This window comes from Streptococcus sp. ZY171113 (assembly GCF_057748235.1).
This window is the reverse complement of record NZ_CM173243.1, coordinates 780,400-806,903: the sequence shown is the minus strand read 5'-3', so window position 1 is coordinate 806,903 and position 26,504 is coordinate 780,400. Positions and strand designations below refer to the sequence as shown.

The window sequence follows — 26,504 nt, the reverse complement described above, 5'->3', positions numbered from 1 at the left end:
CAAAGAAGTAGGCAAGCAGAACCTATCTAGACAAGTCTTGACATTAACAAGTTGATTTCCGCCACTCCCTGATCATCCCCAACCTGCTCAAAGAGTGCTTTTGCCCTTTCAAAATGGCTAGCTTGTCCCAAAATCTCTCCCAATCCTCGATGGGCACAGGCCTGGGCAATCAGGTCATCTGTCTTTTGGGCATAATCTAGGCTGGACTGCATAAGCTCTGCTGCTCGGCTATTGTCCCCAGATAAAAAGCTGAGGTAGGCCACTTCATAAAGGTGAACCGACCACACCAAATCATCTGTCGCAAAGTGCTGGTCAATGAGCTGACGCTCCTGGTCCAAGCTGGCCAAGGCGGTCGGGTAATCCCCCATGAGGCGATAGACCATGGCCAGTTGGTGGTGGGCCATGTGCTGGTGACTGGTATCACCTTGGGCAAGGGCGCGCTCCAGATAGGTCTGGTAGCTGGTCAAAGCCTCCTCATAACGCTTGAGGTCTGCATAGACATAGCCGTAGGTGGATAGGTAGTTATAGTAGAGCGGGCTGGTTTCAGCCACTTCCAAGCCAGCTAGCAGGTCAAGAGCTTCTTGACTCTGCCCCTGATCCATGAGGTCAAAGGCCTGCCAAATGGTTTGTTCAAGGTTTTCTTCTTGTGTCATTAGGGTCATAACATCCTTTCTTTGTTAAAGAACTGTTTAGCGACGTTTCTCCATCAAAACTAGCTTGCCTTTTTCTCCTTGGACGCCTTTTTTGATGACCTCAAAGCCAGCCTGGCGATAAAGGGTTCGAGCAGGCTTATTTCGCTCATTGACGGCTAAGACCAAACGGTCAAGCTCTGGAAGCGGTAGGTCAGCTAGAAGTTCAAAAATTCGGTCAAAGCAGGCCTGGGCAATCCCCTGTCTCCGGTAGGCATCCGAAATCGAAAAATCTCTAATCAAACCACAGTTTTCAGCATCAATCCCATAGGTCTCCAGCCCCTTCCCAAAATCAAGACTAAAGAAACCGACCAAGCCTTGACTGTCGTTAAAGACCAAAACACCATAGTGTTCAGGGTCCTCCTCCATCAAGGCCAACAGGTCTTTAGGGTGGGCCGTATAGGTCTCATCGTCAAGACCATAGGCCATCAAAGCAGGCAGATGACTATCCAGGTCATACAAGGCCAGCCTCAAGCCCTGAGTCGCCTTGATTCGCCGCAAGAGCTTGTCCTCTTCGGCTGACAGTTGGTAGGTCTCCAGCAGGTCTGGCCGTCGCTCCAGGGTCTTTTTCAGGCTTTGTTCCAATCGCCAGAGGCGGATATTCTCGTGGTGACCGCCCATGAGGACATCGGGGACCACCATGCCTCGGAAGTCATAGGGACGGGTGTACTGCGGGTATTCCAAAAGACCAGATGAAAAGCTATCGTCTTGGTGACTGGATTCCTTGCCGATGACCTCTGGAATCAATCGCACCGTCGCATCCACCATGGTCATGGCAGCCAACTCACCACCCGTCAGGACAAAATCTCCCAAGGACACCTCGTCCGTCACCAGGGTCTTAATCCGCTCATCGTAGCCCTCGTAGTGACCACAGATGAAAATCAATTCCTCTTCCTGGGCAAATTCCTCAGCCAAGGCCTGGTCAAACCGTTTGCCAGCTGGGTCCAACAGGATAATCCGTGGTTGTTTGGCCCCGATGGCCTCGATGCAATCAAAAATGGGCTGGGCCCGCAAAAGCATGCCCTGACCTCCGCCGTAGGGCTCATCGTCCACATGACGGGATTTTTCAGCAAAGTCACGGAAATTATGGTAGTTGATGTCCAATAAGCCCTTTTCCCTGGCCTTGCCCACAATGGAATGTTCCAGCGGGGCAAACATTTCTGGAAAAAGGGTCAAAATATCAATCTTCATCGTCCAAACCCTCTAGGAGTTCAACATCAACTCGGCCAGCTGCCACATCGACATTGAGAACCACAGGTGGGATGTAAGGCAGGAGCAGATCCCGTTTACCCTGACGCTTGACCACCCAGACATCGTTGGCACCTGGTTGGAGAATGTCTGAAATGACTCCCAGCAACTGGTCGTTTTCATAAACTTCCAGACCGATAATCTCGTGGTAGTAGAAGTCCCCCTCCTCCAAATCGGACAGGTTTTCCTCAGCCACTTTGAGGCTGTGCTCCTTGTACTTCTCCACCTCGTTGATGTGGTAGAGGCCCTTGAACTTGACGATGTCAAAGTTCTTCTGCTTGCGGTGGCTGGCAATCTCAACCTCCATGACAAAGTTGTCCTTCTGGTCAAAGATGGCCAGCTTGCTGCCTTTCTTGAAGCGTTCCTCCGCAAAATCCGTCACCGACAGGACCCGCAGTTCACCTTGGAGGCCCTGGGTGTTGACGATTTTTCCAACGTTATAATAAGTCATATAATCCCTTTCTGTCTTTCCTTACTATTCTACCATATTTGAGGCCAAAAAGCCCTCGACATCAGCCCTAATCTGGTCAAAACTGGTCTGGCTAATCTGGTAAAAGTTGACCGCCATGCGGTTGCGGAACCAGGTCAGCTGACGTTTGGCAAAGCGGCGGGTGTTCTGCTTGAGCTTGTCCACAGCTGTTGCCAAATCGCTCTCTCCCGAAAAATAAGGAAAGAGTTCCTTGTAGCCAATGCCGCGACTGGCCTGGGCCTCTGGATAGGTCTCGTAGAGCCACTTGGCTTCTTCTAACAGGCCCTGATCAATCATCTTGTCCACCCGCTGGTTGATACGGTCATAGAGCAGGGCTCGATCATCGGTTAGGCCAATGAGGTAAGGCTCATAATCCACCGCTTGGTTGGCTCGGTCTTGGGCAAACTTGGCCAATTCCAAGGCTCGCATGGCCCGACGGCGGTTGGGCTGAGGCAACTCAAGTCCCAGCTCTGCTATTTCCCCAAACAAGCGGTCATCCGACCAGGAATCCAGCTCCGCCCGATAGGCCAAGAGGGCCTCCTGGTCCAGGTCGCCGCCCAGGTGATAGCCCTCCAGCAGGCTCTGGATGTAGAGCCCCGTGCCGCCCACAATGATGGGGAGCTTGCCCCGGCTGGTGATGTCAGCAATGGCAGCCTTGGCCTCAGCCACAAAGTCATAGGCCGAATAGCTGGCGTCAGGCTCCCGCACGTCAATCAGGTGGTGGCGGGCCGCCGCCTGCTCCTCAGGGCTGGCCTTGGCCGTACCGATATCCAGCTGGCGGTAAACCTGCTGGCTATCGCCAGAAATGACCTCGCCATTGAAGGCTTGAGCCAGCTCGATGCTAAGAGCGGTCTTGCCAACAGCGGTCGGCCCAACCACAACTAAGAGTTTAGTGGTCATGGGCCACCTCCACCAGTTCAAAGCGATAGGCCTGTTGGACAGTCGGGTACTTGACCTTATCAACTGGCTCCAAGAACATGGCAAGGGGTCTGGCATAAAGACCGCCATCTCCATACAAGGCCTTATAAATCATGAGCGGTTCACGGGTTTCCGAATGAGTGGCCTCCCCAACAATCTCGTAAAGGTAGGCGGTCGACTCAGCCCCTTCTCCAACCAACTCCCGCTTAAAATGTTTGACTAGGTCTCCAGACCGAAATTGCCTCATGACCAGCCTCCTTTCACACTTTTTTCTTGAAATTCCATCCATTTTCGGTTACACTAATTATAACACAAGAAAAGGAGAAAAAACCATGAGTAAAAAAGGTTCATTTGCTAAAGGTTTGGTGACTGGTGTGATTGCGACAGCGACTGCTGTTGCGAGTGCCGTCTTTGCGGTTAAGAAAACCATCATCGACCCTGAGGAAGAAAAAGCGGCCTTCATCGAAGAAAACCGCAAAAAAGCTGCCCGTCGTCGCACAGCACGCTAAAAACTTATCCGCCAGCTACTGGCGGATTTTTCTTTTTTGAAAATAGCAGAGCTGGACAGCCTGTTCTCCTTTAAACACCAGCAGTGACATGTTAAACTAGGGCTAACTAACCGCTCTGCCTTTTCCCAAAACTAAGCCCGCAAGCGTTCCAGCATGACCAAAAAAGGGGGGGTGTTGATCTGGTTGAGGGGCTTGTAGAGCATGGCTGTAAAGATGGTCTGGTCCAGCTGGCTGACAAAGTCTAGGACCGCATCTTTTTCCAGATTGCCCCCCTCATGACCATAGTAAATCATGATAGCGACCCGACCACCAACTTCTAACCGGTCTAAAATTTTTCTCAAGGCCTCCAAGGTCGTGTCAGGTTGAGTGATGATAGACTTGTCCGCACTGGGCAGGTAGCCCAGGTTAAAAATCGTTGCTCGAATAACATCCACGTGCTGGTCAACCGTCTCATGGCCAGCTAAAACCAGTTTGACATTAGTCAGACCCAACTTGTCCAGCCGCTCCTGGGTCTTGGTCAGGGCCGTTTCCTGCACATCAAAGGCCACCACCTGACCAGCTCGTTCCGCCAGAAAGGCCGTGTCATGGCCATTGCCCATGGTGGCGTCAACCGCCACCGCATCCTTATCAAGCACCTCCGCCAAAAACTCATGCGAGAGATGAATCGGTCGTTTAATCATTTGTCCTTCTCCTTTCTACTATTTTACCATAGTTGGGGGACCAAAAGACAGAAAAAAGAGGTCGGAAAACTTCCAACCTCTCTGCTAAAATTACTTGAGGGTGATTTTAGCACCAGCTTCTTCAAGCTTAGCTTTGATTTCTTCAGCTTCAGCAGCGTTAACGCCTTCTTTAACAAGTGCAGGAGCACCGTCAACAAGCTCTTTAGCTTCTTTAAGGCCAAGACCTGTGATTTCACGAACAACTTTGATAACGCCAACTTTTTTGTCGCCAGCAGATGTCAATTCAACGTCGAATGAGTCTTTAGCTTCTTCAGCAGGACCAGCAGCAGCAACTGCAACTGGAGCAGCGGCAGTAACGCCAAACTCTTCTTCGATAGCTTTTACAAGGTCGTTAAGCTCAAGGATTGAAGCTTCTTTGATTTCAGCAATAATGTTTTCAATGTTCAATGCCATTGTAGATTTCCTCCAAAAAATGTTTTATATAAATGGGTTGTGGCTAGGCCACGGCTAAGCTGCTTGAATTAAGCAGCGTCTTTGCTTTCGGCAACTGCTTTGACAGCGAGTGCCACGTTGCGAACTGGTGCTTGAAGCACTGAAAGAAGCATAGAAAGCAATCCTTCGCGGTTTGGCAATGTTGCAAGGGCTGTAATTTCTTCTTTAGAAGCAACCGCACCTTCGATAACACCACCTTTGATTTCAAGTTTGTCCGCTGTTTTCGCAAAATCGTAAAGGGTTTTCGCTGGAGCGATGACATCTTCGTTTGAGAAAGCGATGGCAGTAGGACCGACAAAGACACTTTCCAATCCTTCAAGACCAGCTTTTTCAGCAGCACGACGCAGAATAGAGTTTTTAACAACTTTGTATTCTACTTCAGCACCACGAAGATTGCGACGCAAAACAGTGTCCTGTTCAACGGTCAAACCACGGGCATCAACCACAACGATTGACGCAGCAGCTTTCATCTTCTCAGCATAAACCTCAACGAGTTCCGCTTTTTTAGCAATACTTGCTTGGCTCATTAGTTTTACCTCCGTTTTTATTTTTGGCTGGAAACGAAAAAATCCGTATCCAAACCCAGACACGAAAGTACAATCCATCACGCTTTTTTTGTGAAGTTTTGTGCCTCGGCAGGATGCTTATGAGTCACGCTCCCCTGCTGTCTTAGGTCAGTTTCTTTCAAAACCTTAATTATCTTACCATAGACCAGCTCCGATGTCAACAGAATTGCTCCATTATTTTTTAAAAAATTGAACAAGGGCTTTTCTGACCCTTTAAACCTCTCTCAAGGCCTTGACCAGAGGAAAAATCCAACAGCTATTCTTTTTCGATGACATCCCTCGAGTAGACAACGACTACATTTTCAAGAGGTGTTGCATTAATGTCCGCCACTCTATCCATAATTCTTAATGTTGATTTAGTCTCCTTTAACAACAGCAGTAGTTACACCAAACATTCTTATCCCAATTCGTTTAATTGCTTATCGGTAGATTCAAAAGTCATTACTCAACTCCACTCTCCCCATTAGAAAATATTATTCTTACTTTATTTTCTGCTTGCGTCTCACCTCTTCTAGAATTCAAAAACCTCCATAATGCGTCTATCTCCTCATCTTTATCACTATACATTATTCCGTCGAAATTTTTATCGTATGTCAAATTATGATTGATTCCATATGTGATTGATTGACCATCATCAAAAACAATGTTAACGGTACAAGACCATGAACTTGGCTTTTCAGAATAATAAGGCTCACTTAGGTGAATCTCCTCGATACCCCGATAACTATTCTTCAAGGCCTTAACTAGGCTCACTTCATACTCTCGGTTGCTTTGTTGCTCTTTTGAAAGTTGCTTATCGCCAGTCAAACTAAAGGCCATAAATAATCCTCCCGCCACTAAAATACCTGTAATTATCGTCAATAAAAGCTTGCGTGTCATAAAATCCTCCCTTATTCTATTATACACTAGACCAGTGGATTGAACACGCACTCCTCCCTCAAAAAACGACACCTGCATGACTTTCCCTATTTTGAACAATAGCCGAGCGGAGAAACAAAAAAACGAGGGCAGATATTGCCCTCAGCTTTAGCTTTATTCGATGTCAAAGACAACAGACTTGATGGTTGTCATGGCCTCGATAGAGTATTTAACCCCTTGAGTACCTGCACCTGACTTCTTAGCCCCCAGGAATGGGAAGTTGTCAGTACCACGTTGGGTCTTGTTGTTGATGTGGACGGTGCCGACTTCCAGCTGCTCAGCGATGGCAAAAGCACGCGGGAAGTTCTTAGTGAAGATAGAGGCCTGCAAGCCGTACTCAGACTTGTTAGAAATCTCAATAGCTTCATCAACCGAGCTAACACGGATAAATGGCAGGACTGGACCAAATGGTTCTTCCCAGGCCAAACGCATGTCGGTAGTCACCTTGTCAAAGAGCACTGGGCAGATCAGGTTGTCCTCACGCTTGATTTCAGTCAGAGCAACGGCACCTTTTTCAGCCGCATCGTTAATCAAGCCTTCAACAAAGTCTGCCGCAGACTTGTCAATCAGCGGGGTGATGTCTGCGTTGTCCTCTGGCATGCCGATAGTCAGTTTGAGAATCTCAGCCCGAACCAGCTCAGCCAATTCATCCGCAACGCTGTCCATAACGATAACCCGTTTCACAGCCGTACAACGCTGACCTGAGTAACCAAAGGCACCACCAACGATGTTCTTGGCTGTCAAGGCTAAATCAGCGTCGTCCAAGACGATGGCAGAGTCCTTACCACCAAGTTCCAACATGATTGGACGCATGCCAGCCAGTTTACCGATACGCTCACCGATTGGGGTAGAGCCTGTGAAGTTGATAAAGTTAACCGCCTCATGCTCAACGATGTAGTCACCGATTTCTGAACCACGACCAGTGATGGTGCTAAAGACACCTGCTGGCAAACCAGCCTCAACAAAGGCCTCAGCCATGAGCAGGCCAGAGATAGAGCCTTGTGTTGGTGGTTTGAGGGCAACAACGTTACCTGCAATCAAGGCAGGGGCAATCTTAGAACCCGCCAGGTTAACAGGGTAGTTAAATGGCGAAATGGCCAAGACCAAACCAACTGGTTCGCGACGAACGATGGCGATTTTCTTCTTGCTGGCCGCCTCAAAGCTACCACCTTCCAGAACCTCACCAGACAGGCGAACCCCTTCTTCGGCAGCATAGCGGATGATGTCTGCCGTCCGAACAACTTCAGAAACGGCCGCCTTGTAGCCCTTGGCAACTTCCTTGGACAGAACCGCACCGATTTTCTCAGCGTCACGCTCCAAGATGTCAGCTGCCTTGTGGAGGTAGGCTGCCCGCTCCACGTAGGACAGGGCACGCCAGCCCTTGAGGGCTGCACGAGCAGTGGCGTAGACGTGGTCTACTTCTGCTGTTGACATGGCTGGGACAGTTCCCAACTTCTCCCCACTTGCTGGGGCAAAAATTTCAATTTCGTTGGCGGATGTTACCCACTCGCCGTTGACATAGTTTTTATATTGCATGGCAATACTCCTTCTAAACAATTTATAGACCTATTTTATCACTTTATGTCAGCTTTGCAACTTTTTGCTACGGCAATTTCCGAACATGACTTCCCCTGTCTGGACAAGCTAGTGATGGAGCAAACCAGCCTCTGCTCTGACCTCATCACAGTCGGCTGACAAGACGGTCTAACCTGCTCGGCCATTTCCCATCAAAAAAACCAACCCCGTGGGGTTGGATAAAAGCTAGTCTTACTTTTTAAGCTGCCAAATCTCTTCAGCGTACTGGGTGATGGTATCATCTGAAGTGAACTTGCTTGAGGTGGCAATGTTCATCAGACTCATGCGGGCCCAGGTCTTCTGGTCACGGTAGAGGGCGTCGATCCGCTCTTGGGCTTCAACGTAAGAGGTGAAGTCTTCCAGCAAGAAGTACTCATCGTTTTCAGTGATCAGGGCGTGGTAGATGTCGCCACCCTCACGTTGGCAGTTTGGAATGGTACCGTTGATAAAGGTATCGACAACACGACGGATAAGGGGGTTGCTCTCGTAGAGGCCGCGTGAGTAGTAATCGTGGGCAGCATAGTGGCGGTAAACCGCATCCTTGTCCATACCGAAAATGACAATGTTCTCGTCACCACACTCGTCCTTGATTTCGATGTTGGCACCGTCAAGGGTGGCAAGGGTAATGGCACCGGTCATCATGAACTTCATGTTTGAAGTTCCTGACGCTTCTTTAGAGGCCAATGAAATTTGCTCAGAAACATCAGCTGCTGGGATGATGAGCTCAGCCAGGCTGACGTTATAGTTTTCAAGGAAGACCACTTTGAGCTTGCCATTAAGGCTGGCATCGTTGTTGATCAGGTTGGCCAATTCGTTGATGACCTTGATAACTGACTTGGCAAAGTGGTAGCCTGACGCTGCCTTGGCACCGAAGATGAAGACGCGTGGCACCATGTCTTTTTCAGGGTTGTCTTTCAAGTCATGGTAGAGTTTGACGATGTTCAGGACATTTAGGAGCTGACGTTTGTAGGCGTGGAGGCGTTTGACTTGCACGTCAAAGATGGCATCCGTTGACACTTCAACGCCTGTTGTTTCCTTGATGTACTTGGCCAAACGTGCCTTGGCTTCTTGTTTGACACGGTAGAAGGTGTCAAGAACAGCCTCGTCGTCAACCAAGTCTTTGAGCTTGCGGAGCTCATGAATGTCTGTTCGCCAGCCCTTACCGATGGTTTGGTCGATAGCAGCTGACAATTCTGGGGCAGCAATCTGGGTCCAGCGGCGTTGAACGATACCGTTGGTTTTGTTGTTGAATTTCTCTGGGTAGAGAATGTAGAAATCACGCAGGGTGTCCTCTGTCAAGAGGTCTGAGTGGAGCTTGGCAACCCCGTTGACCGAATGACCACCAATGATAGCCAAGTGGGCCATGTGGACCTGACCGTCACGCAGGATACGTGTTCGGTTAATCAGGTCAGCATCCCGACCCAATTGGGCCTGCTCTGCCACAAAGCGGTTGTCGATCTCGTGGATAATCTGGCTAAGTCGTGGCAAGACCTCTGCAAAGAGGCGAGCGTCCCATTTCTCCAAAGCCTCAGCCAAGATGGTGTGGTTGGTGTAGCTCATGGTCTTAACAGTTGTTTGCCAAGCCTCATCCCACTCCAAATCGTACTCATCAACCAAGAGACGCATGAACTCGGCTGGAGCTACCGCAGGGTGGGTGTCGTTGATGTGGACAGAGACCTTCTCATGGATAGCCGTCAATGGCAGGCCTTGCTTGAGGTAGGACTTGATGATGGTCTGGAGACCAGCAGAAGTCATGAAGTACTCTTGGGTCAGGCGGAGCTTTTTGCCCTCATAGCTGCTGTCCTCTGGGTAGAGAACGGCAGTAATGTCCTTTACCTTGCGACGGCTCTCGATGGTTGGGTAGTGGAGTTCCTCTTCTTCTGGAATTTCAACGTCCCAGAGGCGGAGGTTGTTGACCACGCCGTTTTCAAAACCGATTTGTGGCACGTCATAAGGCACGGCACGCAGCAGCTGAGAACCCTCGTAAACTGGCTTGTACTTACCGTTAGCATTTGGAGCCAAATAAACATGACCACCGATACGAACGTCAACGATGTTGTGGTCCTGACGGACTTCCCAAACGTTACCGATTGAACCGAACCAAGTATCTGGCAGCTCGACCTGGTAGCCGTTAACGATGCGTTGCTTGAAAAGGCCGTAGCGGTAACGAAGGCCATTACCAAAACCAGGGTAACCGGTCGTTGCCAAGGAATCCATAAAGGCAGCCGCCAAACGGCCCAAACCACCGTTACCGATGGCCATATCGTGCTCAGCGTTTTTCACCGCTTCAAAGTCCACACCCAGCTGGTCAAAACCTTCTTTAACCAAATCAAGGATGCCCAGGTTAAGCAAGTTAGTTTCCAACATGCGGCCTGGCAAGAACTCGATGGAGAAATAGTAGGCGATTTTCTGCTGGTTATCCGTCAAGGCCTGTTTGCGGTCCAACCAAGGACGAGTTGCGTACTTACGCACCACGCGAGCCAAGGCCACAAAGAGCTCAGACGGGGTCGCCGCCGGCACCTTGATGGCATTTTCCTGATGGAGCTTGTCCTTGAAATCACGAACAAACTGGTCAACGGTCAATTCTTCTTTGAAAAACGTCATTGTGTTTTAGGTATCCTTTTTTAGTTTTTTGGGGCAATAGCAGAGCCTAGACTCTATTGAGGTTCTCATAGAGAGCCAGGTAGGCCAAACAAGCCTTATCCCAAGAAAAGTCCTGAGACATGGCATTGGTTTGGAGGATTGCCCAATCCTCTTTACGATTATAGTAGACATCCAGGGCATTTTCAAGTGTTTTGGTCAGCAAATAACCTGAAAGCCCTTGAAAACCGAACCCAGTTCCTGTTTTCTCAAATTCGTTATAAGGCTGGACGGTGTCACGCAGGCCACCCACCTCGTGAACCAGAGGTAGGCTACCATACCGCATGGCCATGAGCTGGGATAGGCCACAAGGCTCAAAGGCAGACGGCATGAGGAAAAGATCGCTGGCCGCGTAAATCTGCTGGGCCAGGACCAGGTCAAAGGTCAAGTTGGCTGACAATTTCTCTGGATAAGCATGGGCAAACCAAGCAAAGGCCTGTTCAAAGTCAGCATAGCCAGTTCCCAAGAGGGCAATCTGGACATCAAACTGGAGGATATGGTGGAGTTCTGCTACCACCACATCAAAGCCTTTCTGGTCGGTCAAGCGAGACACGACACCAATCAGGGGCACATCAGCTCGAACAGGCAAGCCCAGTTTTTCCTGGAGCAGACGCTTGTTTTCAGCCTTGCCAGCCAGGTTGTCCAGCGAGAAATGAGCTGGCAAAAGCGGGTCACTTTCAGGGTTAATCAGGTCGGTATCAATCCCATTGACAATTCCTGTTAGTTTACCAGCTTCCATCCGCATGACCACTTCCAGGCCCTTACCAAACTCAGGAGTCATGATTTCCTGGGCATAAGACGGCGACACGGTGGTTACCTGGTCTGCGTAAAGAACCGCAGCCTTCATCCAGTTGAGACAGTCCTTCCACCGCAGGGTACCATCTTCGTAACGCTCAGCCCCAACCCCAAAGAGGTTACCCAGCATGCCTGGGTCAAATTGACCTTGGAACTCGATATTGTGGATGGTAAAGACCGTCTTGATGCCACGATAGGCGGCAATCCAATGGTATTTTTCCTTGAGCAAGAAGGGAATCATGGCCGTATGGTAGTCATGGGCATGGAGAACATCTGGGATAAAGCCAATTTGTTCCATGGCTTCCAAAGCAGCCAACTGGAAGAAGGCAAAGCGTTCCCCATCATCCCATTCCCCATAGACCTTGCCACGGAAGAAATAGTCTTGATTATCAATAAAGTAGAAAGTTACCCCATCACGCACCAGGTGCTTGATGCCGACATACTGCCGACGCCAGCCAACCTGGGTGTAAAAGTAACACACGTCCTCAACCTGGTCACCAAACTTACCAGCTACCACATCGTAATAAGGCAGGATAACAGCCACCTCATGACCCGCCTTAACAAGAGATTTAGGCAATGCCCCAATGACATCGCCCAAGCCCCCTGTCTTGGCGAAAGGTGCCCCTTCTGCCGCGACAAATAATAATTTCATCTTAAACAAGTCTCTCCTACAACTTAAACACCCTTACCGAGCACTTTAGGGTTATCTGGTGTTCCCTTAATCACAGCACCTGCTGGAATATCGATTTGCTTATCAATGATCGCATATTCGACAACAGCACCCTCACCGATAGTAACCTTCGGAAAGAGGATGGAGTTAGCCACTCGGGCTCCTGGTGCAATTCGGCAGTTTCGTGATACAATCGAATGGTCAACTTCCCCCTTAATCACACTACCAGAGGCGAACTGCGAGTTGGTCACTTTTGAGCCTTCCGCAAAGTAAGTGGCCTCTTCGTTCTTAACCTTCGTGTAGATCTTCTGGTTAGAGTAGAGAAGAGAGTAGAACTTCTGTGGGTCCAACATATCCATATTAGCCTGGTAGTAAGACTGAACAGAGCTGATGTTGGCTAGGTAGCCTGGGTATTCAAAGGCCAAGGCACCACCAGCCACCAAGAGTTCTCTGAGCAAGAAGCGGAGCTTGCGAGGGTTCTCCTTCTTAGCCTCTTCCTCCATTTGTTCAATCAACCATGGGGTATCAACCACATAGAGATCAGCTGACATGGACTGGCTAGCTTGAGCTGGGTCATGTTGGGTCACACCAATAACGGTATCGGTCTCATCAATCGTCAGGATGGCATTAGCCTCTGTCCGAGCTGCAGCTGGCATTTTCTTGTAAACCACGGTAATCTTGCGTTGGTTAGCCGTGTGAACATGGATAATCTGCTCCAGGTCAATGTTGCAGAGCATATCACAGGACATGTAAATGGTCTGGTCGGAACCCGAACGTCTAAGGTAGGTCAAGACCTGTTCATAGTAATCCGCATCTGCAGTTTCTGAGGCGACATCCGTCTGATAAAAGCCCAAGAAGTAATGGCTAAGCAGGGTATTGAGTCCCCACTCACGGCCAGACCGAACATGGTCAAAAATCGAGCGAATGTTTTGCCCTCTGAAAATGCCGTAAACGCTGCGGATACCCGCATTAGCCAGACTAGACAACTGGAAGTCAATCAGGCGATACTTCCCATCAAAAGGCAAGCTGGCCAAGGGACGGCTAGCAGTCAGATTGCCCATATCTGGGTAACCAACGGCATTGCCTAAAATGGCAGAATACTTATCAATCTTCATTTCCAACTCCTACTTTCTCATTATATCCGACAACCTGAACCTCGTCAGTCCCATCAATCACTGCCCCATCACCAATAATGGCACCTTCGCCGATAATGGCACGAGTGATTTTGGCCCCTTTACCGATGGTCACACCGCTCATGATAAAGCTGTCCTTGACTTCAGCCCCTTCATCAACCTTGACGTTGGTTGACAGGATAGAGTGGTCCACATGACCCGCCACAAAGCAGCCATCGACAACCAGAGAGTCGGTCACCTTGGCCGTCTCGGTCAAAAAGTTTGGTGGGGCAATGTGGTTCTTGGAGTAAATCTTCCACGACCGGTCACGGCTGTCCAAGGCATTGTCCACGGCGATGTACTCCATGTTGGCCTCCCAGAGAGACTCAATGGTACCCACGTCCTTCCAGTAGCCTGAGAAGTTGTAGGTGTAAACCCGCTCACCAGCGTCCAGATAGGCTGGGATCACATGCTGACCAAAGTCAGACATGTCAACGCCGTTCTTCTCCGCAGAGACCAGAACCTCACGCAGGCGATCCCAGTTGAAGATGTAAATCCCCATAGAAGCCTTGGTTGATTTTGGATTGGCTGGTTTTTCTTCAAATTCCACGATGCGGTCGTTAGAATCCGTGTTCATGATACCAAAACGGCTGGCCTCTTTTAGAGGCACATCAATAACGGCAACGGTCAGGCTGGCCAGATTGTCCTTGTGGGTCTGAAGCATGTCGTCGTAGTCCATCTTGTAGATGTGGTCCCCTGACAAAATCAGAACATACTCAGGGTTGATGCTATCGATGTAGTCAATGTTCTGGTAGATGGCATGGCTGGTACCTAAAAACCAACGGTTACCCTCGGTTGCGGAGTAGGGTTGCAAAATAGTCGCTCCGCTATTGATCCCATCAAGACCCCAAGAAGACCCGTTTCCGATATGGCTATTGAGGGCCAGGGGCTGATACTGAGTGATGACGCCGACGTTGCCGATGCCAGAGTTGGCACAGTTGGAGAGGGCAAAGTCGATAATGCGGTAGCGGCCACCGAACTGGACGGCGGGCTTGGCGATGGACTGGGTCAATTTGCCCAGGCGAGTGCCCTGGCCACCGGCCAAAATAAGGGCTAACATCTCATTTTTCATAAGGAACTCCTTTTTCTTTTTTGCTAAGGTCTTTGGGCCTACTGCTTGGTCCGGCGTTTGATTTTCCAAATGCTGGCACCCAGAGCAGGCAGGGTAAAGGTCAGGGTGTTGGTGTAGTCTTTCCAGAGGCCTTTTTCCGTCTTGGTGATCGGATTGGTCTCCTTCCAAACCCCGCCAAAGGCTTCGAGCTCGGTGTTGAGGACTTCTTCGTAAATCCCCGCTACCGGCAGGCCGATGGTAAAGTGCTGGCGTTCCACAGGCGCCATGTTAAAGACACAGACCAAAAGGTCGCCCTTCTTGTCCTTGCGAATGAAGGACAGAACGGACTCATTGGTGTTGTCAGCGTCGATGATTTCTAGGCCATCGTAGCTGTCGTCAATCTGCCAGAGGCAACGGTTGTCCTTGTAAAACTGGTTGAGGGTCTTGGTAAAGCCCTGCATCTGCTGGTTGAGGGGATCATCCAGATTGCCCCATTCCAGCTGGTGGTCAAACTTCCACTCCAAAAACTGGCCAAATTCGCTGCCCATAAAGAGCAGGTTCTTGCCTGGGTGGCAGATCTGGTAGGTGTAGAGATTACGCAGGCCCGCAAACTGGTTGTAGCGGTCCCCCCACATCTTGTGCATGAGGCTCTTCTTGCCATGAACAACTTCATCATGAGAAAATGGTAGGATAAAGTTTTCATTGAAACAATACATGAAACTGAAGGTCAGGAGATTGAAGTCATACTGGCGGTAAACAGGATCTTCCTCGTAAAACCGCAGGATGTCATTCATCCAACCCATGTTCCACTTGTAGTCAAAGCCCAGGCCTCGATGATTGAGGGTGCTGGTAATAGGCGTAGCCGCCGTTGACTCTTCGGCAATCATCATGACGTCTGGGTGACGCTCCTTGATGACCCGATTGAGTTTTTGCAGGAAGTCAATGCCTTCCAAGTTGTGGTTGCCACCGTCCTTGTTAGGCAACCAAGGACCATCATCGTAGTCCAGATAGAGCATGTTGCTAACCGCATCCACCCGAATGCCATCAATGTGGTAATGCTCAATCCAGTAAAGGGCCGATGAAATCAGGAAAGACTGGACCTGAGTTTTCCCCAAGTCAAAGTTGAGGGCCCCCCAACGGTAGTTAGTCGCCTGGTGCTCGCCAGCGTATTCAAAGGTCGGCGTGCCGTCATAATAGGCCAGGGCGTCATCATTTCGCGTAAAATGCCCAGGCACCCAGTCCACCAAGACACCGATGTTGTGCTGGTGGCAGGCGTCCACAAAATCCTGAAAGTCCTCAGGCGTCCCGTAAGAATGCTCAAAGGCAAAATAGCCCATAAGCTGGTAACCCCAAGAAGCCCCCAGAGGGTGGGCCATGAGGGGCATAAACTCCACATGGGTGTAGTTCATGGCCACTAGGTAAGGAATCAGCTCCGCTGTCAACTCCTTGAAGGTATAAGGCCTGCCGTCCTTGTCCTGTTTCCAAGAACCCGCATGGACCTCGTAGATGTTGACCGGCCGCTCCTTAAAGCCAAAGCGTTTCCGCCGGCCCATCCAGAGGCCGTCGCCCCACTTCTTATCCCACTGGGTCTTGATGATGGCCCCTGTACCAGGCCTAGCCTCCAGATAGCGGGCAAAGGGGTCGATTTTCTCCACCTGCGAGCCGTCGCTACGGGTCACCAGGTACTTGTAAATCTGGCCCTCTTGTGCCTGGTCGGTAAAGACCTCCCAGATGCCCGCCTCGTCTTTTTCCATGACTAATGGCTGAGCTAACCAGTCAGTAAAATCACCGACAACCGCCACCTCCTGGGCATTTGGAGCCCAGACCCGAAAGGCATAGCCGTCTCTCGTCTCTCTCGTCTCCCGATGAACACCCAAGAGTTTTTGGGCATGATAATTTTCTCCTCGTCCAAAGGTCCAGACCTCTGCTTGCCTGTCCATGGCACACCACCTTCCTTCCTCGTACACAAGCAACACAACTAGCTTCCTTGCTCTCGGTCAGATTACTCCTGCTGAACCACCAAGCTCCCTACCGTTAACCCAAGTTCAGACACCCATGTCCCCCTGAAAAAGGGCAGGCTGAACGGAAAACGATTTTCTGCTGAACGTTTGACATGACCATCATAAGAAGTTCTCTGACACATCAATTGTCAGAAAGTTCTTTATAATCTTCTGAAAAATATAGGGATTAAGCCTAGCTTAATCCCTATGCTGTTTTTCAAGGATCGCAAACGTTAGTGGCTCCAAACAATAGGCTGTCTGTAAGAGCTTACTTGTTGTCACTATTATAGCATAATTTTCGACCCTTGTCATCGGTATTTCAAGTTTTTTTTCACAACTATTGAAAATCACCAGGTGATTTTTCTCGCCATTTACAGAAAATTCTACAATTCCCGAACCTTGATTTGCTGAAGAAACATAGGTTTCCTGTCTAATCTTATCATAAGACTCATGTGAAAAAGCACTTTCAGTCGTTTTCAGAACAATCAAGTCTTTGACCAGCTCAACCATCTCCTTGTGTTTGGTCACCAAATCCCAATCCACCTGATTGACCGTATCTGGGGCATTGTAGGAATTCATAGCTCGTTCCTTGTCTGCCTGGGTCAGCTGACCATCTGGACCAGTCGGGTAGAGCTTGGTTCGACAGAACTCCTGTCCCAGCTGCATGAAGCACATGCCCTGCATGAGCAGGTTGAGGGCATTGGACAACTGAATTCGCCTGATGTGAGTTGCCTCATCATCCTCTGGATGCAAATGCCAAAGCAGGTCATTGAGGTTGTAATTGTCATGGGCCTCGATGTAGTTGAGCACCTGGCTAGGTGACTGGTAGGCCACCAGCTCATCGCTGCCCAAAATGGCCTTAGCAACCACATCTTCTGTGGCTGCACCCGAGACCAGCCCTTTCTTGAAACCGCCATAGACCTCCGCCCCCTTAATAGCATCCCGCTGGTCATCGTTGAAAAAGCCGATTCCAGGAAGCAGGTGGGCATTGGCCTTCTTGGCCTTGTCTTCTGGCCTAAGGCCTGTTCCCATATCCCAACCTTCCCCATAAAGCAAAATCCTTGGGTCAATCTGGTCAACCGCCGCTCGAATGGCCTGCATAGTGGCGACATCATGGAGGCCCATGAGGTCAAAGCGGAAGCCATCAATCCCGTACTCGGTCGCCCAATAGGTGATGGAATCAATCATGTACTTGCGGAACATTTCCTTGTCGCTGGCGGTTTCGTTGCCGCAGCCAGACCCGTTCTGGAAGGAACCATCTGGGTTCATACGATAGTAATAATCAGGCACGGTCAACTGGAAGGCAGAATTCTGGCCAGAATAAGTATGGTTGTAAACCACATCCATGATAACCCCGATACCAGCCTCATGATAGGCCTGAATGACCTGCTTGAGCTCCAAAATTCGATTGGCTGGGTTCTGGGGATTGCTGGCAAAAGAGGCCTCGGGGACGTTATAGTTTTCAGGGTCATAACCCCAGTTGTAGGCGTAATCGCCGTTTTCATCAAAGGTCTGGTGGTGGTCAAAAACAGGTTGCAACTGGATGTAGTTGACCCCCAGCGAGGTCACGTAGTCAAAGCCCGTCTTGTCCCCAAACTGGTTGACCGTCCCTCCTTCAATAGCTCCCAGAAACTTACCACGCTTGTCAGGCGAGACCCCTGAACTGGCTGATTTAGAGAAGTCACGGATGTGCATTTCCAGGATGACCGCCTGGTTGGGGTTGTCCAGTCGCCAGCTGGCCTGGTCGCCGTGCTGGACGGCAAAGCCCTCTGGCACCAGCTCCGCAGGGTCAATCAGGACTGACCGCCTGCCGTTGGCCGTTGTGGCAATGGAGTAGGGGTCTCGGCTGTCCTTGAAAGTCCGCTTGCGGTAGTAAACCCGATAGCGGTAGGCCTGGTAGTTGTGGTCTCCAGGAATGGTCGCAAACCAGACCCCGCAGGTGTTGGTACTGTGGTCATCTGGACTGGCCACCTGGCCCCGCTCCATGGAAAAGACCTGGCTAACGCTGGCCCGATCATCGACCGACTGGTAGAAAATCAATTCCACCCGTTCGGCCGTCGGGGCCCAGAGGCGAAAGTCTGAAGAAGCCTTGCCATATCTGGCTCCCAACCAGCCTGAAAAGCCCCACTTGTGGTCAAAGGCTCTGCTATTGGTCCCCATATCAAAGGCATGGGGCTGGCGGCGGCTATAATGGGGACTGGCCACCGCAGCCTGGCGAGAGTAGTAAGGGGTCGCATCCCCGTCCACCAGCCAAACCTCAGCCTTGGGCAAGCCAATGTCGCGAGTGACCGCAAAATCCTGGCTCTGGGCCGTCCAATCCTTGGTCTTGACCATGAGGTAAACCCGCCCCAAAGGCTGGGGAGCCGGGTAGGTCAGGTGGGCCACCGCCCCAAAACTGTCGTAGCGGTTAAAACTGGCCTCCCGCCCCTCCTGGCCCTCCTGCCACTGCCAGAGGTTGAGGCTGAAATAGTTGTGGTATTGGCTGTGAAAATGCACAATGACCGTGTTATCTTGCATAGTCTCGGTCGCGTCCTTTCTATCTTTTGGGAAAATGGCAGAGCTGACAAGCCGTTCCCATCAGCCTAGCTGGACTAGGCCTCTGGTTCTTGAAGCTCCCAACCTTCCACCTCATGGCTAAATCTCTGGGCCATGGCCAAACGTTCCAGCTCCGCTGGACTGGCCACCATGGCCTCGTCTGCGATGTCATCGGTATTAGCAAAGAAGGTGATGTGCTGACGAAGATTTTCCAGGGTCAGAGGAGCATCGCCACCGTACTCGCCATCCAGGTTAATCATCATCCGCTGATTGCTCTCAGGCTCAATTCGAATGAAGCTGGTCTTGATGTATTCCAATCGGTGATCCTCGATGTGCTTGCCCCCATCCAGCATGAGCCGAATCAGGTGCAAGATCTCAATCAGGTTGGCGGTCTTAACCAGAATCAGGGTGAACTTCCCATCGTCCAACATGGCATCTGGCGCCAACTGCTCAAAACCACCGACGGAGTTGGTCAGGGCCGCAAAGAGCAGGGAAATCTGCCCCTCAAAAATGCCCTCATCGTGTTCAATCCGAACTGGCACCGTGCTAATCCGAGGCAGGAGTTCCACCCCCTTGGCCAGGTAGGCCAGGTAGCCAAACATGGTCTTGAGCTGGCTAGGCACCCCATAGGTCACCTCGGTCAGACTACCCGCCGCCGCAATGTTGATAAAGTAGGTATCACCATAGGCTCGGCCAATGTCGATAGGCAAGAGCTGCCCCTTACCAATCAGCTGGGCAGCAGCCACAGGATTGCCACGAGGGATTTTCAGGGCCCTGGCGTAATCATTGGTCGTCCCAGCAGGAATAATCCCAACCAGCGGCCGTTGCTCCAGAGGAGCGATGCCATTGATGACCTCGTTGATGGTCCCGTCACCGCCAGCAGCGATGACCACATCAAAACCAGCCTCAGCAGCCCGCTGGGCCTCATTTTTGGCCGAATCAGGCTCAGGCTTGGTCTGGAAGGCAGAGGTTTCATAGCCAAAACTCTCCAACACTTCCAAGACCTCAGCCAGATGCTTGGTCATGATTTCCTGACCTGAGGTAGGGTTGTAAATCAAGCGTGCACGTTTGCGTTCCATGAGAACCTCCTAAATTAAGCCCTATAACAAGACTTGTTCAAACTGTTCAGTTACCTCTATTATAACATAATCTTAACGCAACTAGCGAACATGTTCCAACTAAATCACACGATTACATCCAGAACTTTATTTTTTTAACCATGGCATTTTTTTCACACCAGATACGACTAATCTATCAGAAGACCCGTAAGCAAGAGAAAGAAGGTGAACCCAATGGGGGGAATCAAGTAACCAAACAAACTGAGCATCGGTAACTCAACATAACATAGAAGGGAACATCTAATAAGTAAATTTTTCTATTCATAAAACCAATGTTCGAACACGTTACGAGTGGTCAGGTTATTATCGCCTATCTGACACCATTCGGACAGGTCCAAAAGGAGGCAGTATTTCCACAACAAAATCGCTAAGTTTTGGCGGCAGTATCAAGGGCTCCATTCAGGGAATTGATGTCTCGGTGAATGGAACGGTATCAAGTCGTGTCGGCTACACCTTACATATCGGTGGCCATCACCGAGCCTATATCGGTTATCGCGTACTCTATTTGATTGAAGAGGGAACACGTGTCGTCAGCGATGGCTCAGGAGAAATCTCTCGCAATACCTATATTGCTCGAAAACCAATCCGAGACGAATACGCCTTGCTAAAATAAGAACTTTAGAGGAATAATCCTATGAAACCAATACACCTTAGTCTAATCCTATTAGGCTTGGCTGGAATTATCAGCCTCATTGTCCTCAACACACCTCAACTCTTCTGGCCAGATGGCCAAATCAACGAGATCTATATTCTTTCCAGAAACTTGCTAATCATTTCCATGATCAATTGGCTAGCTCTTTTAGGCATCCGATTAATTCCAAAACCAGACTAGACAAAATCTCCCTGGTCCATAGACTGGGGAGATTTTTTTCTATAAACTCGCCAACCAGGCTTCGTCTTGGACGGGAATACCCAACTCTTGAGCCTTGGCCAGCTTGCTGCCAGCGTCTGCACCCGCCACAACCAGGCTGGTTTTCTTAGACACCGAACCCGCCACCTTGGCCCCTAGGGCCTCTAGCTTGGCCTTGGCCTCGCTGCGGGTCAGTCGCTCCAGTTTACCCGTCAAAACCACCGTCTGGCCCGACAGGAGGGCGTCTACCGCCACCCGTTGGCCCAGATAGGTCAAGTTGACCCCACGATCTCCTAGTTCTTCCAAGAGCTGCTTGGCCCCATCTTTGGCAAAATAGCTGAGCAGGCTAGACGCAATCACCCCACCCAAGCCATCGATGGCTGCGATTTGACTTTCTTCAGCCACCGCTAGGGCTTCTAAACTGCCAAACTCCTCTAACAAGAGCTTGCTGGCCTTGCTGCCAACATGGCGGATGCCCAGACCAAAGAGCAATTTCTCAGCCGAATTGGCCTTGCTGGCTTGAATGGCCTCGTAGAGCTTGGTGGCGGATTTTTCCTTGACATTTGGTAAAGTCATCAGGTCCTCAACAGTCAGGCTGTAAAGGTCGGCCACATCCTTGACCAAACCTGCTTCAAAGAGCTTTTCAACAACAGACGGCCCAAGGCCTGCGATGTTCATAGCATCTCGGCTGGCAAAATGTTCAAGTCGCGCCTTGATTTGGCTAGGACAGAGCGGGTTGATACACCGCAGAGCCACCTCATCATCGTAGTGCTCCAGGCCTGCCTGACAGGACGGGCAGGTGGTCGGAACGGGCATGACTTCCTGGTCTGTCCGTTTGCCCTCAACCACCCGCAAGACCGCAGGGATGATGTCCCCAGCCTTGTAAACGATGACGGTGTCCCCAATCCGAATGTCTTTTTCGGCAATATAGTCCACATTGTGGAGGGTGGCTCGGCTGACTGTTGTTCCAGCTAATTGAACTGGGGTCAGGTTGGCGGTCGGGGTCACGACACCTGTTCGGCCCACCGTCCAGTCAACCGACTGGATAACCGCTTCTTTTTCCTCAGCTGGGAACTTGTAGGCCACCGCCCACTTGGGAGCCTTGACCGTAAAGCCCAGCTCCTCCTGCATGGCCAGGCTGTTAACCTTTATCACCATGCCATCGATGTCGTAAGGGAGACTGGCTCTCTGCTCGGCTATTTCCTCAATAAAGGCCCAAATCTCGGCCATGTCACCCGACACCAGGCGAGTTGGGTTAACCGTAAAGCCCAGACCCGCCAGGCGGTCCAGAACGGCCTCCTGGCTGGTCAGGTCGGTCGGGCCAGCCACCTGATAGAGGAAGGTCGCAAGGCCCCGCTTGGCCACAATGGCCGTGTCCAGCTGACGCAGGGTCCCCGCCGCAGCGTTTCGTGGGTTGGCAAACTCAGCCTCTCCCGCCTCCTGTCGCTCGGTGTTGATGGCCTCAAAAGCCGCTCGGGGCAGGTAGGCCTCGCCCCGAACCGTCAGGTCGATGGCTTCAGGCAAACGTAAGGGAATATCCTTAATCCGCTTGAGATTTTGAGTGATGTTCTCACCAACCGTACCGTCGCCACGGGTAGCCCCAACCACCAGCTGGCCAGCCTCATAGGTCAGGGAGATGGACAGGCCATCAATCTTGAGCTCAGCCAAATAGGTCGCCGTCGGAAACTCAGCCTTGACCTTGCGGTCAAAGTCCTCCAGCTCCTCACGGGAAAAGGCGTCCTGCAAGGAATACAAGGGATAGGCGTGCTGGTGCTTGTCAAAGCCATCCAAGACCACACCGCCAACCCGATGGGTCGGGCTGTCTGGGAGAACCAGGTCAGGGTACTGGCTTTCTAGGTCCACCAGCTCACGATAGAGCTGGTCATAGGCCTGGTCAGACAGGGTCGGCTTGTCCAAGGTGTAGTAATCATAGGCGTGCTGGTTGAGCTGGTCAACCAAGGTTCTCATCTTGTTTTTCATACTTCTAGTGTACCATATTTTTTCATGAACGCCACCAACTGGGCCTCAACACTTCCTCAGCTCCTTTTTTCCTCAAACTTGTCGCTTGGGGACAATAGCAGAGCTGACAACAAGCTCTGCTTATCACAACCTAACTCTTCACCATATTAATAAAATCTGTAAAAGTACTCGAAATAAAATCCACTTTTTCTAGTTCAGTTGAGCAATACTCTGATGAAGTCTATTCAAATCATTAATCAAAGCATTATACTTCATAATGGTCGTCGTATGACTCATCCCTCGATAGGTCAAAATATCATTAATCTTAGCCTTCTCAGTACTCAATAAATCAAGCTGATTCTGTAAATTATTACGCAATCCCTCCAAATCACTCTTAAGAGTCGTAAGGTTTTGCTCCGGCAATTTTGCCTTGGAAGCATCGTCTATATTATAATAACCGTCTTTATAAAGCAAGAGAGAAGCGGAATAATCCTGCATTAAAGTTCTCAACACCAAAATAATCGGATAATGAACTTCTGCTAAATAGCTCTTCATTCCATTTAATGCTTGCCCCTGAAGAGCAGATATTCAAGAATACTAATTTATCCTAGAATCAATATTTGGGTAGATTCTTTGACCATAGAGGAGAATAATAATTAGTAGGCATATTTTGTTCAACATAATATTTATTTATCAATATAATATTATGTAGAAATTGCAAAAACGCTATTTTTGCTTCCTCAAAAGTTTTGAATGAATGTTTACCATTATAGCTACCTCTGTCCATTGTCCCATATATATAATATAATTGTTCTAACTTATCAAATTCAATAACTACTTCCCATTCATCTGGATTTTTATCGGAAAATATTGAGTACCTTAAACTTTCGTAACCTAAATTTTGAATTTCTGCTAAAAGTTGTTGTTTATATAATTCAAGAATTTCCATTATTTTATCTCCTCTATCAATCCTAACTTCTCGTACCAACTTATTGAAGTTCCAAATTTAATTTGAGTACCTCCACCAGCACCAAAAACAATATCAATCGTTCCCTTTTGAGGTTTCGCTATATCTTCAAGAGTAAATTATAACACAAGTCACAAAAAACTTCCCACCCTACTTAAGAGGGTGGGAAGGCTCGTTGTCGTTAAAGGCTGTGAGCAGGGCACTGCTGGTAGGCACCCTAACGGTCACGGCGACGCTTGTGAGCAACTGGCACCAAGCCCAGGAGGCCTGCTCCCAAAAGGGCCAGAAGAGAAACCGCCTCGCCAGTCGCTGGCAGACCAGCCTGGTGCTTGGCTACCCGAGAGCCGACGCTAGACACCAGGTCTGACTTGGCTGCTGGGGCTTTTTGGGCCAATGGCTGAGCTGCTGAGCTGACTTGACCAGCCCCTTGGGCAAGTCCCTTGCCTTCAGCAACTGGTTTTTGATCAGCCAAGAGCTTATTAAAGAGGTTTTCTAGCCCCTTCAAGACCTCAGCCGTTTCCGCAAAGGCAATGCCTTCCGCCAACTGGCCTTTTTGGTCAGCTGTCAAAGCGGACTTATCTAGGGCCCTCAGGAGTTCCAAGCGTTTGCCAGACAAATCCTCAGCAACCGCTGGCTCAGCTGGTTTAGCCGGTTCTGACACCACTGGTGCTTCAGATGGCTTGGTCGGTTCTGACACCACTGAAGTCTCTGATGGTTTAGTCGATTCTGATACCACTGGCTTACCTGGGTAATCATCCTTGTTGGCCAAATCCGTGTCAGCCAGGAGTTCCTTGTAATCTTCAACCCCATCACCATCGGTGTCTAAATTCTTATTGACAGATAGCTGACGCTTACCTGGGTTAATGCTGGTGTAATCCTGGTCAGTCAGATTGGCAAGGGGCAAGTAATCCGAAAAGACACTATCCATAGATGGACCTTCCTCGCGGGCACCACCCAACATGGTGTAGCCGTCACCACCAGCTGCTAAGAAATCATTGGTGGCCAAATAGTAGGTCTTGGCCAAGTCCAAATCCTTATAACTTGCAGTCGCACGGTCCCAGATTTGGATACCCAAAATCCGCTCCTCGGCTGGCAAATTGGTGTCATAGATCACATAGGCACCTGAAACGTGGAGGAAACCACCACTGGCTTCCAAGAGCGGGTTGCCGTTTTCATCCAGAACAGGTTGACCGTCCTTGACCTGGGTGGTTGAGCCCAGGGATTTCTTGAACATGTCAAGAACCTGCTGGCCAGTCACTTCGATTTGGGAAATGCTATTACCAAAAGGCAGAACAGCGATGATGTCACCCTTGGTAATCGGCTTGTCCTTGGCAATGGTCGCACGAAGACCACCACCGTTGGTCACCGCCAAATCAGTCTTGTTGGCAAAGCCTGTCTGACCGTACTCATAGAGGGCATCGGTCACTAGGTTACCTAGGTTGGTCTCCCGCACTCGGACATTTTCCCGGTCGCCGTTGAACTCAACTGGGGAATTTTCCAGAACCACCACAGCGTTTTCAGCTTCATACTTGGCCTTGATGGCCGCCACTTTTTCAGCGATGGCTGGGTTAGCCGTCAGGGCTTGCCCTTCTGCGGTTGAAATCAAGCCTGCCTCAATACCTGCGGTTGACAGGGTCAACTTGCCGATGTTACTCAGGTAGCTACCTGTTTGGGTATAAGTCACGTTGGTGCCGTATTTAGCCTGAGACACGGTGTGGGAATGACCGTCAATGACAATGACCCGCTTGTTTTTCAGGAGCTCATTGGCTGCCAAAGCCTCTGCCAGGGTGCTACCCTGCCAGGCCACAGGGGTCGTGCTATCAATCCCCAGGTGGGCCAGGATAATGTAGTTGTTATAGCTGGCCTTGTTTTCAATCTCCGTGATAACATTGGTCACTTCAGTGATGGGGTCACGAAACTCCACGCCAACCACGTTGTTAGGGTGGGTCTTGGTTGACGTTTCAGGCGTGGTCACCCCGATGACCACAAACTCATCGCCTGCCACCTCTGGGGTTTTGTCAACAATGGCTGACGCTTCAAAGAGGCGGGCACCGTTAACATAAGTATTGGCACTAAGAAGGGGGAAGGTCAGGAGTTGCTTGTACTTCTCCGCCTGCTCCAGGCTAAAGTCAAACTCGTGGTTGCCGACAGCCATGGCATCGTAGCCAATTTCATTCATCAAGGCTGCCATATCCTCACCCTTAGTCGAGTTGGAGATTGGCAGACCTTGGAAGGCATCACCAGCATCCAAGACCAGGGTCGGTCCTTCCGCCCGAGCTGTCTCAACAGCTGTTGCCAACTTGGCCATGCCAATCACCCCACGGCCCTCTTCAATACGGCCGTGGATGTCGTTGGTGTGCAGGATGGTCACAGGCTGGTTCAGCTGTTCTTCTCCTGTTCTCACAGCCGTCCCCTCAAGACCAGCCACACGACCATTGTCAGCAGAAAGGTCTTCTCCTTCAAGAACAATATCCGCTGTCTCAGGGCCATTATCCGCCACTACTGGCAGTTTCGAGCTAGTTTCTGGGGCTGGAGCAGCTGCCACAGGCTCTTTCAGAGGGGGCTGGGTTTCCTCAGCCTGGGCAACTGGTGCCAAAATGGCTGTTGATAGCAACAACCCAGACAGGGCTGGCAATAACAAAAGTTTTCTTTTCATCTTTTCCTCCGTGGGTTAATCCGTTTT

Annotated in this window: 23 protein-coding genes, 1 pseudogene and 1 other annotated feature; of the genes and pseudogenes, 2 read left to right on the top strand and 22 right to left on the bottom strand. The window is 50.2% G+C overall.

What is annotated here, in order from left to right; genetic code table 11:
• Positions 1-26: 26 nt before the first annotated feature.
• The 6 genes and pseudogenes from AC3ARB_RS03705 to AC3ARB_RS03680 form a co-directional block, all read right to left on the bottom strand.
• The gene (locus AC3ARB_RS03705; RefSeq protein ID WP_488321213.1) at positions 27-653 is read right to left on the bottom strand and encodes a tetratricopeptide repeat protein; all 627 of its coding nucleotides are present in this window, start codon (positions 651-653) and stop codon (positions 27-29) included.
• Between the two features lie 36 nt (positions 654-689).
• Positions 690-1,118, bottom strand: coding sequence for a GNAT family N-acetyltransferase (locus tag AC3ARB_RS03700; RefSeq protein WP_488321525.1), 429 nt, complete (start codon positions 1,116-1,118; stop codon positions 690-692).
• 57 nt (positions 1,119-1,175) lie between these two features.
• Positions 1,176-1,880: pseudogene (gene trmD, locus AC3ARB_RS03695) on the bottom strand (tRNA (guanosine(37)-N1)-methyltransferase TrmD); the annotation flags it as partial.
• Positions 1,870-2,388 (bottom strand): ribosome maturation factor RimM, encoded by a 519-nt coding sequence (gene rimM, locus AC3ARB_RS03690; protein ID WP_488321212.1) that lies wholly within the window; start codon positions 2,386-2,388, stop codon positions 1,870-1,872. The gene rimM and the pseudogene trmD, both read right to left, overlap by 11 nt.
• Positions 2,389-2,412: 24 nt before the next feature.
• Positions 2,413-3,306, bottom strand: coding sequence for a tRNA (adenosine(37)-N6)-dimethylallyltransferase MiaA (gene miaA / locus AC3ARB_RS03685; protein ID WP_488321211.1), 894 nt, complete (start codon positions 3,304-3,306; stop codon positions 2,413-2,415).
• Positions 3,296-3,571 (bottom strand): DUF1653 domain-containing protein, encoded by a 276-nt coding sequence (locus tag AC3ARB_RS03680; protein WP_488321210.1) that lies wholly within the window; start codon positions 3,569-3,571, stop codon positions 3,296-3,298. Before AC3ARB_RS03680 ends, miaA begins: the two co-directional genes overlap by 11 nt.
• A gap of 85 nt (positions 3,572-3,656) precedes the next feature.
• Between AC3ARB_RS03680 and AC3ARB_RS03675 the strand changes: the two genes are divergently transcribed.
• Positions 3,657-3,833, top strand: a complete 177-nt coding sequence (locus AC3ARB_RS03675; RefSeq protein ID WP_488321209.1) for a DUF3042 family protein — start codon at positions 3,657-3,659, stop codon at positions 3,831-3,833.
• 131 nt (positions 3,834-3,964) lie between these two features.
• On the opposite strand, the gene mnmM is transcribed toward AC3ARB_RS03675, so the two are convergent.
• The 12 genes from mnmM to AC3ARB_RS03615 form a co-directional block, all read right to left on the bottom strand.
• Positions 3,965-4,513, bottom strand: coding sequence for a tRNA 5-(aminomethyl)-2-thiouridylate-methyltransferase MnmM (gene mnmM, locus AC3ARB_RS03670; RefSeq protein ID WP_488321208.1), 549 nt, complete (start codon positions 4,511-4,513; stop codon positions 3,965-3,967).
• A 90-nt stretch (positions 4,514-4,603) separates the two neighbouring features.
• Entirely contained in the window at positions 4,604-4,966 is a 363-nt protein-coding gene (gene rplL, locus AC3ARB_RS03665) for a 50S ribosomal protein L7/L12 (RefSeq protein WP_488321207.1), read from the bottom strand.
• A 68-nt stretch (positions 4,967-5,034) separates the two neighbouring features.
• A complete protein-coding gene (rplJ, locus tag AC3ARB_RS03660) occupies positions 5,035-5,532 on the bottom strand; it encodes a 50S ribosomal protein L10 (protein ID WP_488321206.1) in 498 nt (165 codons plus the stop codon).
• 27 nt (positions 5,533-5,559) lie between these two features.
• Positions 5,560-5,697, bottom strand: a sequence feature (ribosomal protein L10 leader region).
• 315 nt (positions 5,698-6,012) lie between these two features.
• Positions 6,013-6,450, bottom strand: coding sequence for a hypothetical protein (locus AC3ARB_RS03655; protein ID WP_488321205.1), 438 nt, complete (start codon positions 6,448-6,450; stop codon positions 6,013-6,015).
• Positions 6,451-6,603: 153 nt separating this feature from the next.
• Complete coding sequence (locus tag AC3ARB_RS03650; RefSeq protein WP_488321524.1) at positions 6,604-8,031, bottom strand: NADP-dependent glyceraldehyde-3-phosphate dehydrogenase; 1,428 nt, start codon at positions 8,029-8,031, stop codon at positions 6,604-6,606.
• A 225-nt stretch (positions 8,032-8,256) separates the two neighbouring features.
• Positions 8,257-10,668 carry a glycogen/starch/alpha-glucan phosphorylase gene (locus AC3ARB_RS03645; RefSeq protein WP_488321204.1) on the bottom strand — a complete coding sequence of 804 codons (2,412 nt, stop codon included), beginning with the start codon at positions 10,666-10,668 and terminating at the stop codon, positions 8,257-8,259.
• Between the two features lie 46 nt (positions 10,669-10,714).
• Complete coding sequence (gene glgA, locus AC3ARB_RS03640; protein WP_488321203.1) at positions 10,715-12,151, bottom strand: glycogen synthase GlgA; 1,437 nt, start codon at positions 12,149-12,151, stop codon at positions 10,715-10,717.
• A 23-nt stretch (positions 12,152-12,174) separates the two neighbouring features.
• Entirely contained in the window at positions 12,175-13,284 is a 1,110-nt protein-coding gene (gene glgD, locus AC3ARB_RS03635; protein WP_488321202.1) for a glucose-1-phosphate adenylyltransferase subunit GlgD, read from the bottom strand.
• Positions 13,274-14,413: a glucose-1-phosphate adenylyltransferase gene (locus tag AC3ARB_RS03630; RefSeq protein WP_488321201.1), complete on the bottom strand. Its 1,140-nt coding sequence runs from the start codon at positions 14,411-14,413 to the stop codon at positions 13,274-13,276. Before AC3ARB_RS03630 ends, glgD begins: the two co-directional genes overlap by 11 nt.
• A 38-nt stretch (positions 14,414-14,451) precedes the next feature.
• On the bottom strand, positions 14,452-16,332 hold the full coding sequence (gene glgB / locus AC3ARB_RS03625; RefSeq protein WP_488321200.1) for a 1,4-alpha-glucan branching protein GlgB: 1,881 nt from the start codon (positions 16,330-16,332) through the stop codon (positions 14,452-14,454).
• Positions 16,333-16,590: 258 nt separating this feature from the next.
• Positions 16,591-18,909 carry a type I pullulanase gene (gene pulA, locus AC3ARB_RS03620; RefSeq protein ID WP_488321199.1) on the bottom strand — a complete coding sequence of 773 codons (2,319 nt, stop codon included), beginning with the start codon at positions 18,907-18,909 and terminating at the stop codon, positions 16,591-16,593.
• A gap of 74 nt (positions 18,910-18,983) precedes the next feature.
• Complete coding sequence (locus AC3ARB_RS03615; RefSeq protein ID WP_488321198.1) at positions 18,984-20,006, bottom strand: diacylglycerol kinase; 1,023 nt, start codon at positions 20,004-20,006, stop codon at positions 18,984-18,986.
• Between the two features lie 457 nt (positions 20,007-20,463).
• On the opposite strand from AC3ARB_RS03615, the gene AC3ARB_RS03610 reads away from it, so the two are divergent.
• On the top strand, positions 20,464-20,658 hold the full coding sequence (locus tag AC3ARB_RS03610) for a hypothetical protein (RefSeq protein WP_488321197.1): 195 nt from the start codon (positions 20,464-20,466) through the stop codon (positions 20,656-20,658).
• A gap of 258 nt (positions 20,659-20,916) precedes the next feature.
• On the opposite strand, the gene ligA is transcribed toward AC3ARB_RS03610, so the two are convergent.
• The 4 genes from ligA to nt5e form a co-directional block, all read right to left on the bottom strand.
• The gene (gene ligA, locus AC3ARB_RS03605; RefSeq protein WP_488321196.1) at positions 20,917-22,875 is read right to left on the bottom strand and encodes an NAD-dependent DNA ligase LigA; all 1,959 of its coding nucleotides are present in this window, start codon (positions 22,873-22,875) and stop codon (positions 20,917-20,919) included.
• Positions 22,876-23,064: 189 nt separating this feature from the next.
• Positions 23,065-23,442: a T7SS effector LXG polymorphic toxin gene (locus AC3ARB_RS03600; RefSeq protein WP_488321523.1), complete on the bottom strand. Its 378-nt coding sequence runs from the start codon at positions 23,440-23,442 to the stop codon at positions 23,065-23,067.
• Positions 23,443-23,467: 25 nt separating this feature from the next.
• Complete coding sequence (locus tag AC3ARB_RS03595; protein WP_488321195.1) at positions 23,468-23,803, bottom strand: Imm59 family immunity protein; 336 nt, start codon at positions 23,801-23,803, stop codon at positions 23,468-23,470.
• A gap of 235 nt (positions 23,804-24,038) precedes the next feature.
• Positions 24,039-26,477 carry a cell surface ecto-5'-nucleotidase Nt5e gene (nt5e, locus tag AC3ARB_RS03590; RefSeq protein ID WP_488321194.1) on the bottom strand — a complete coding sequence of 813 codons (2,439 nt, stop codon included), beginning with the start codon at positions 26,475-26,477 and terminating at the stop codon, positions 24,039-24,041.
• Positions 26,478-26,504: the final 27 nt, after the last annotated feature.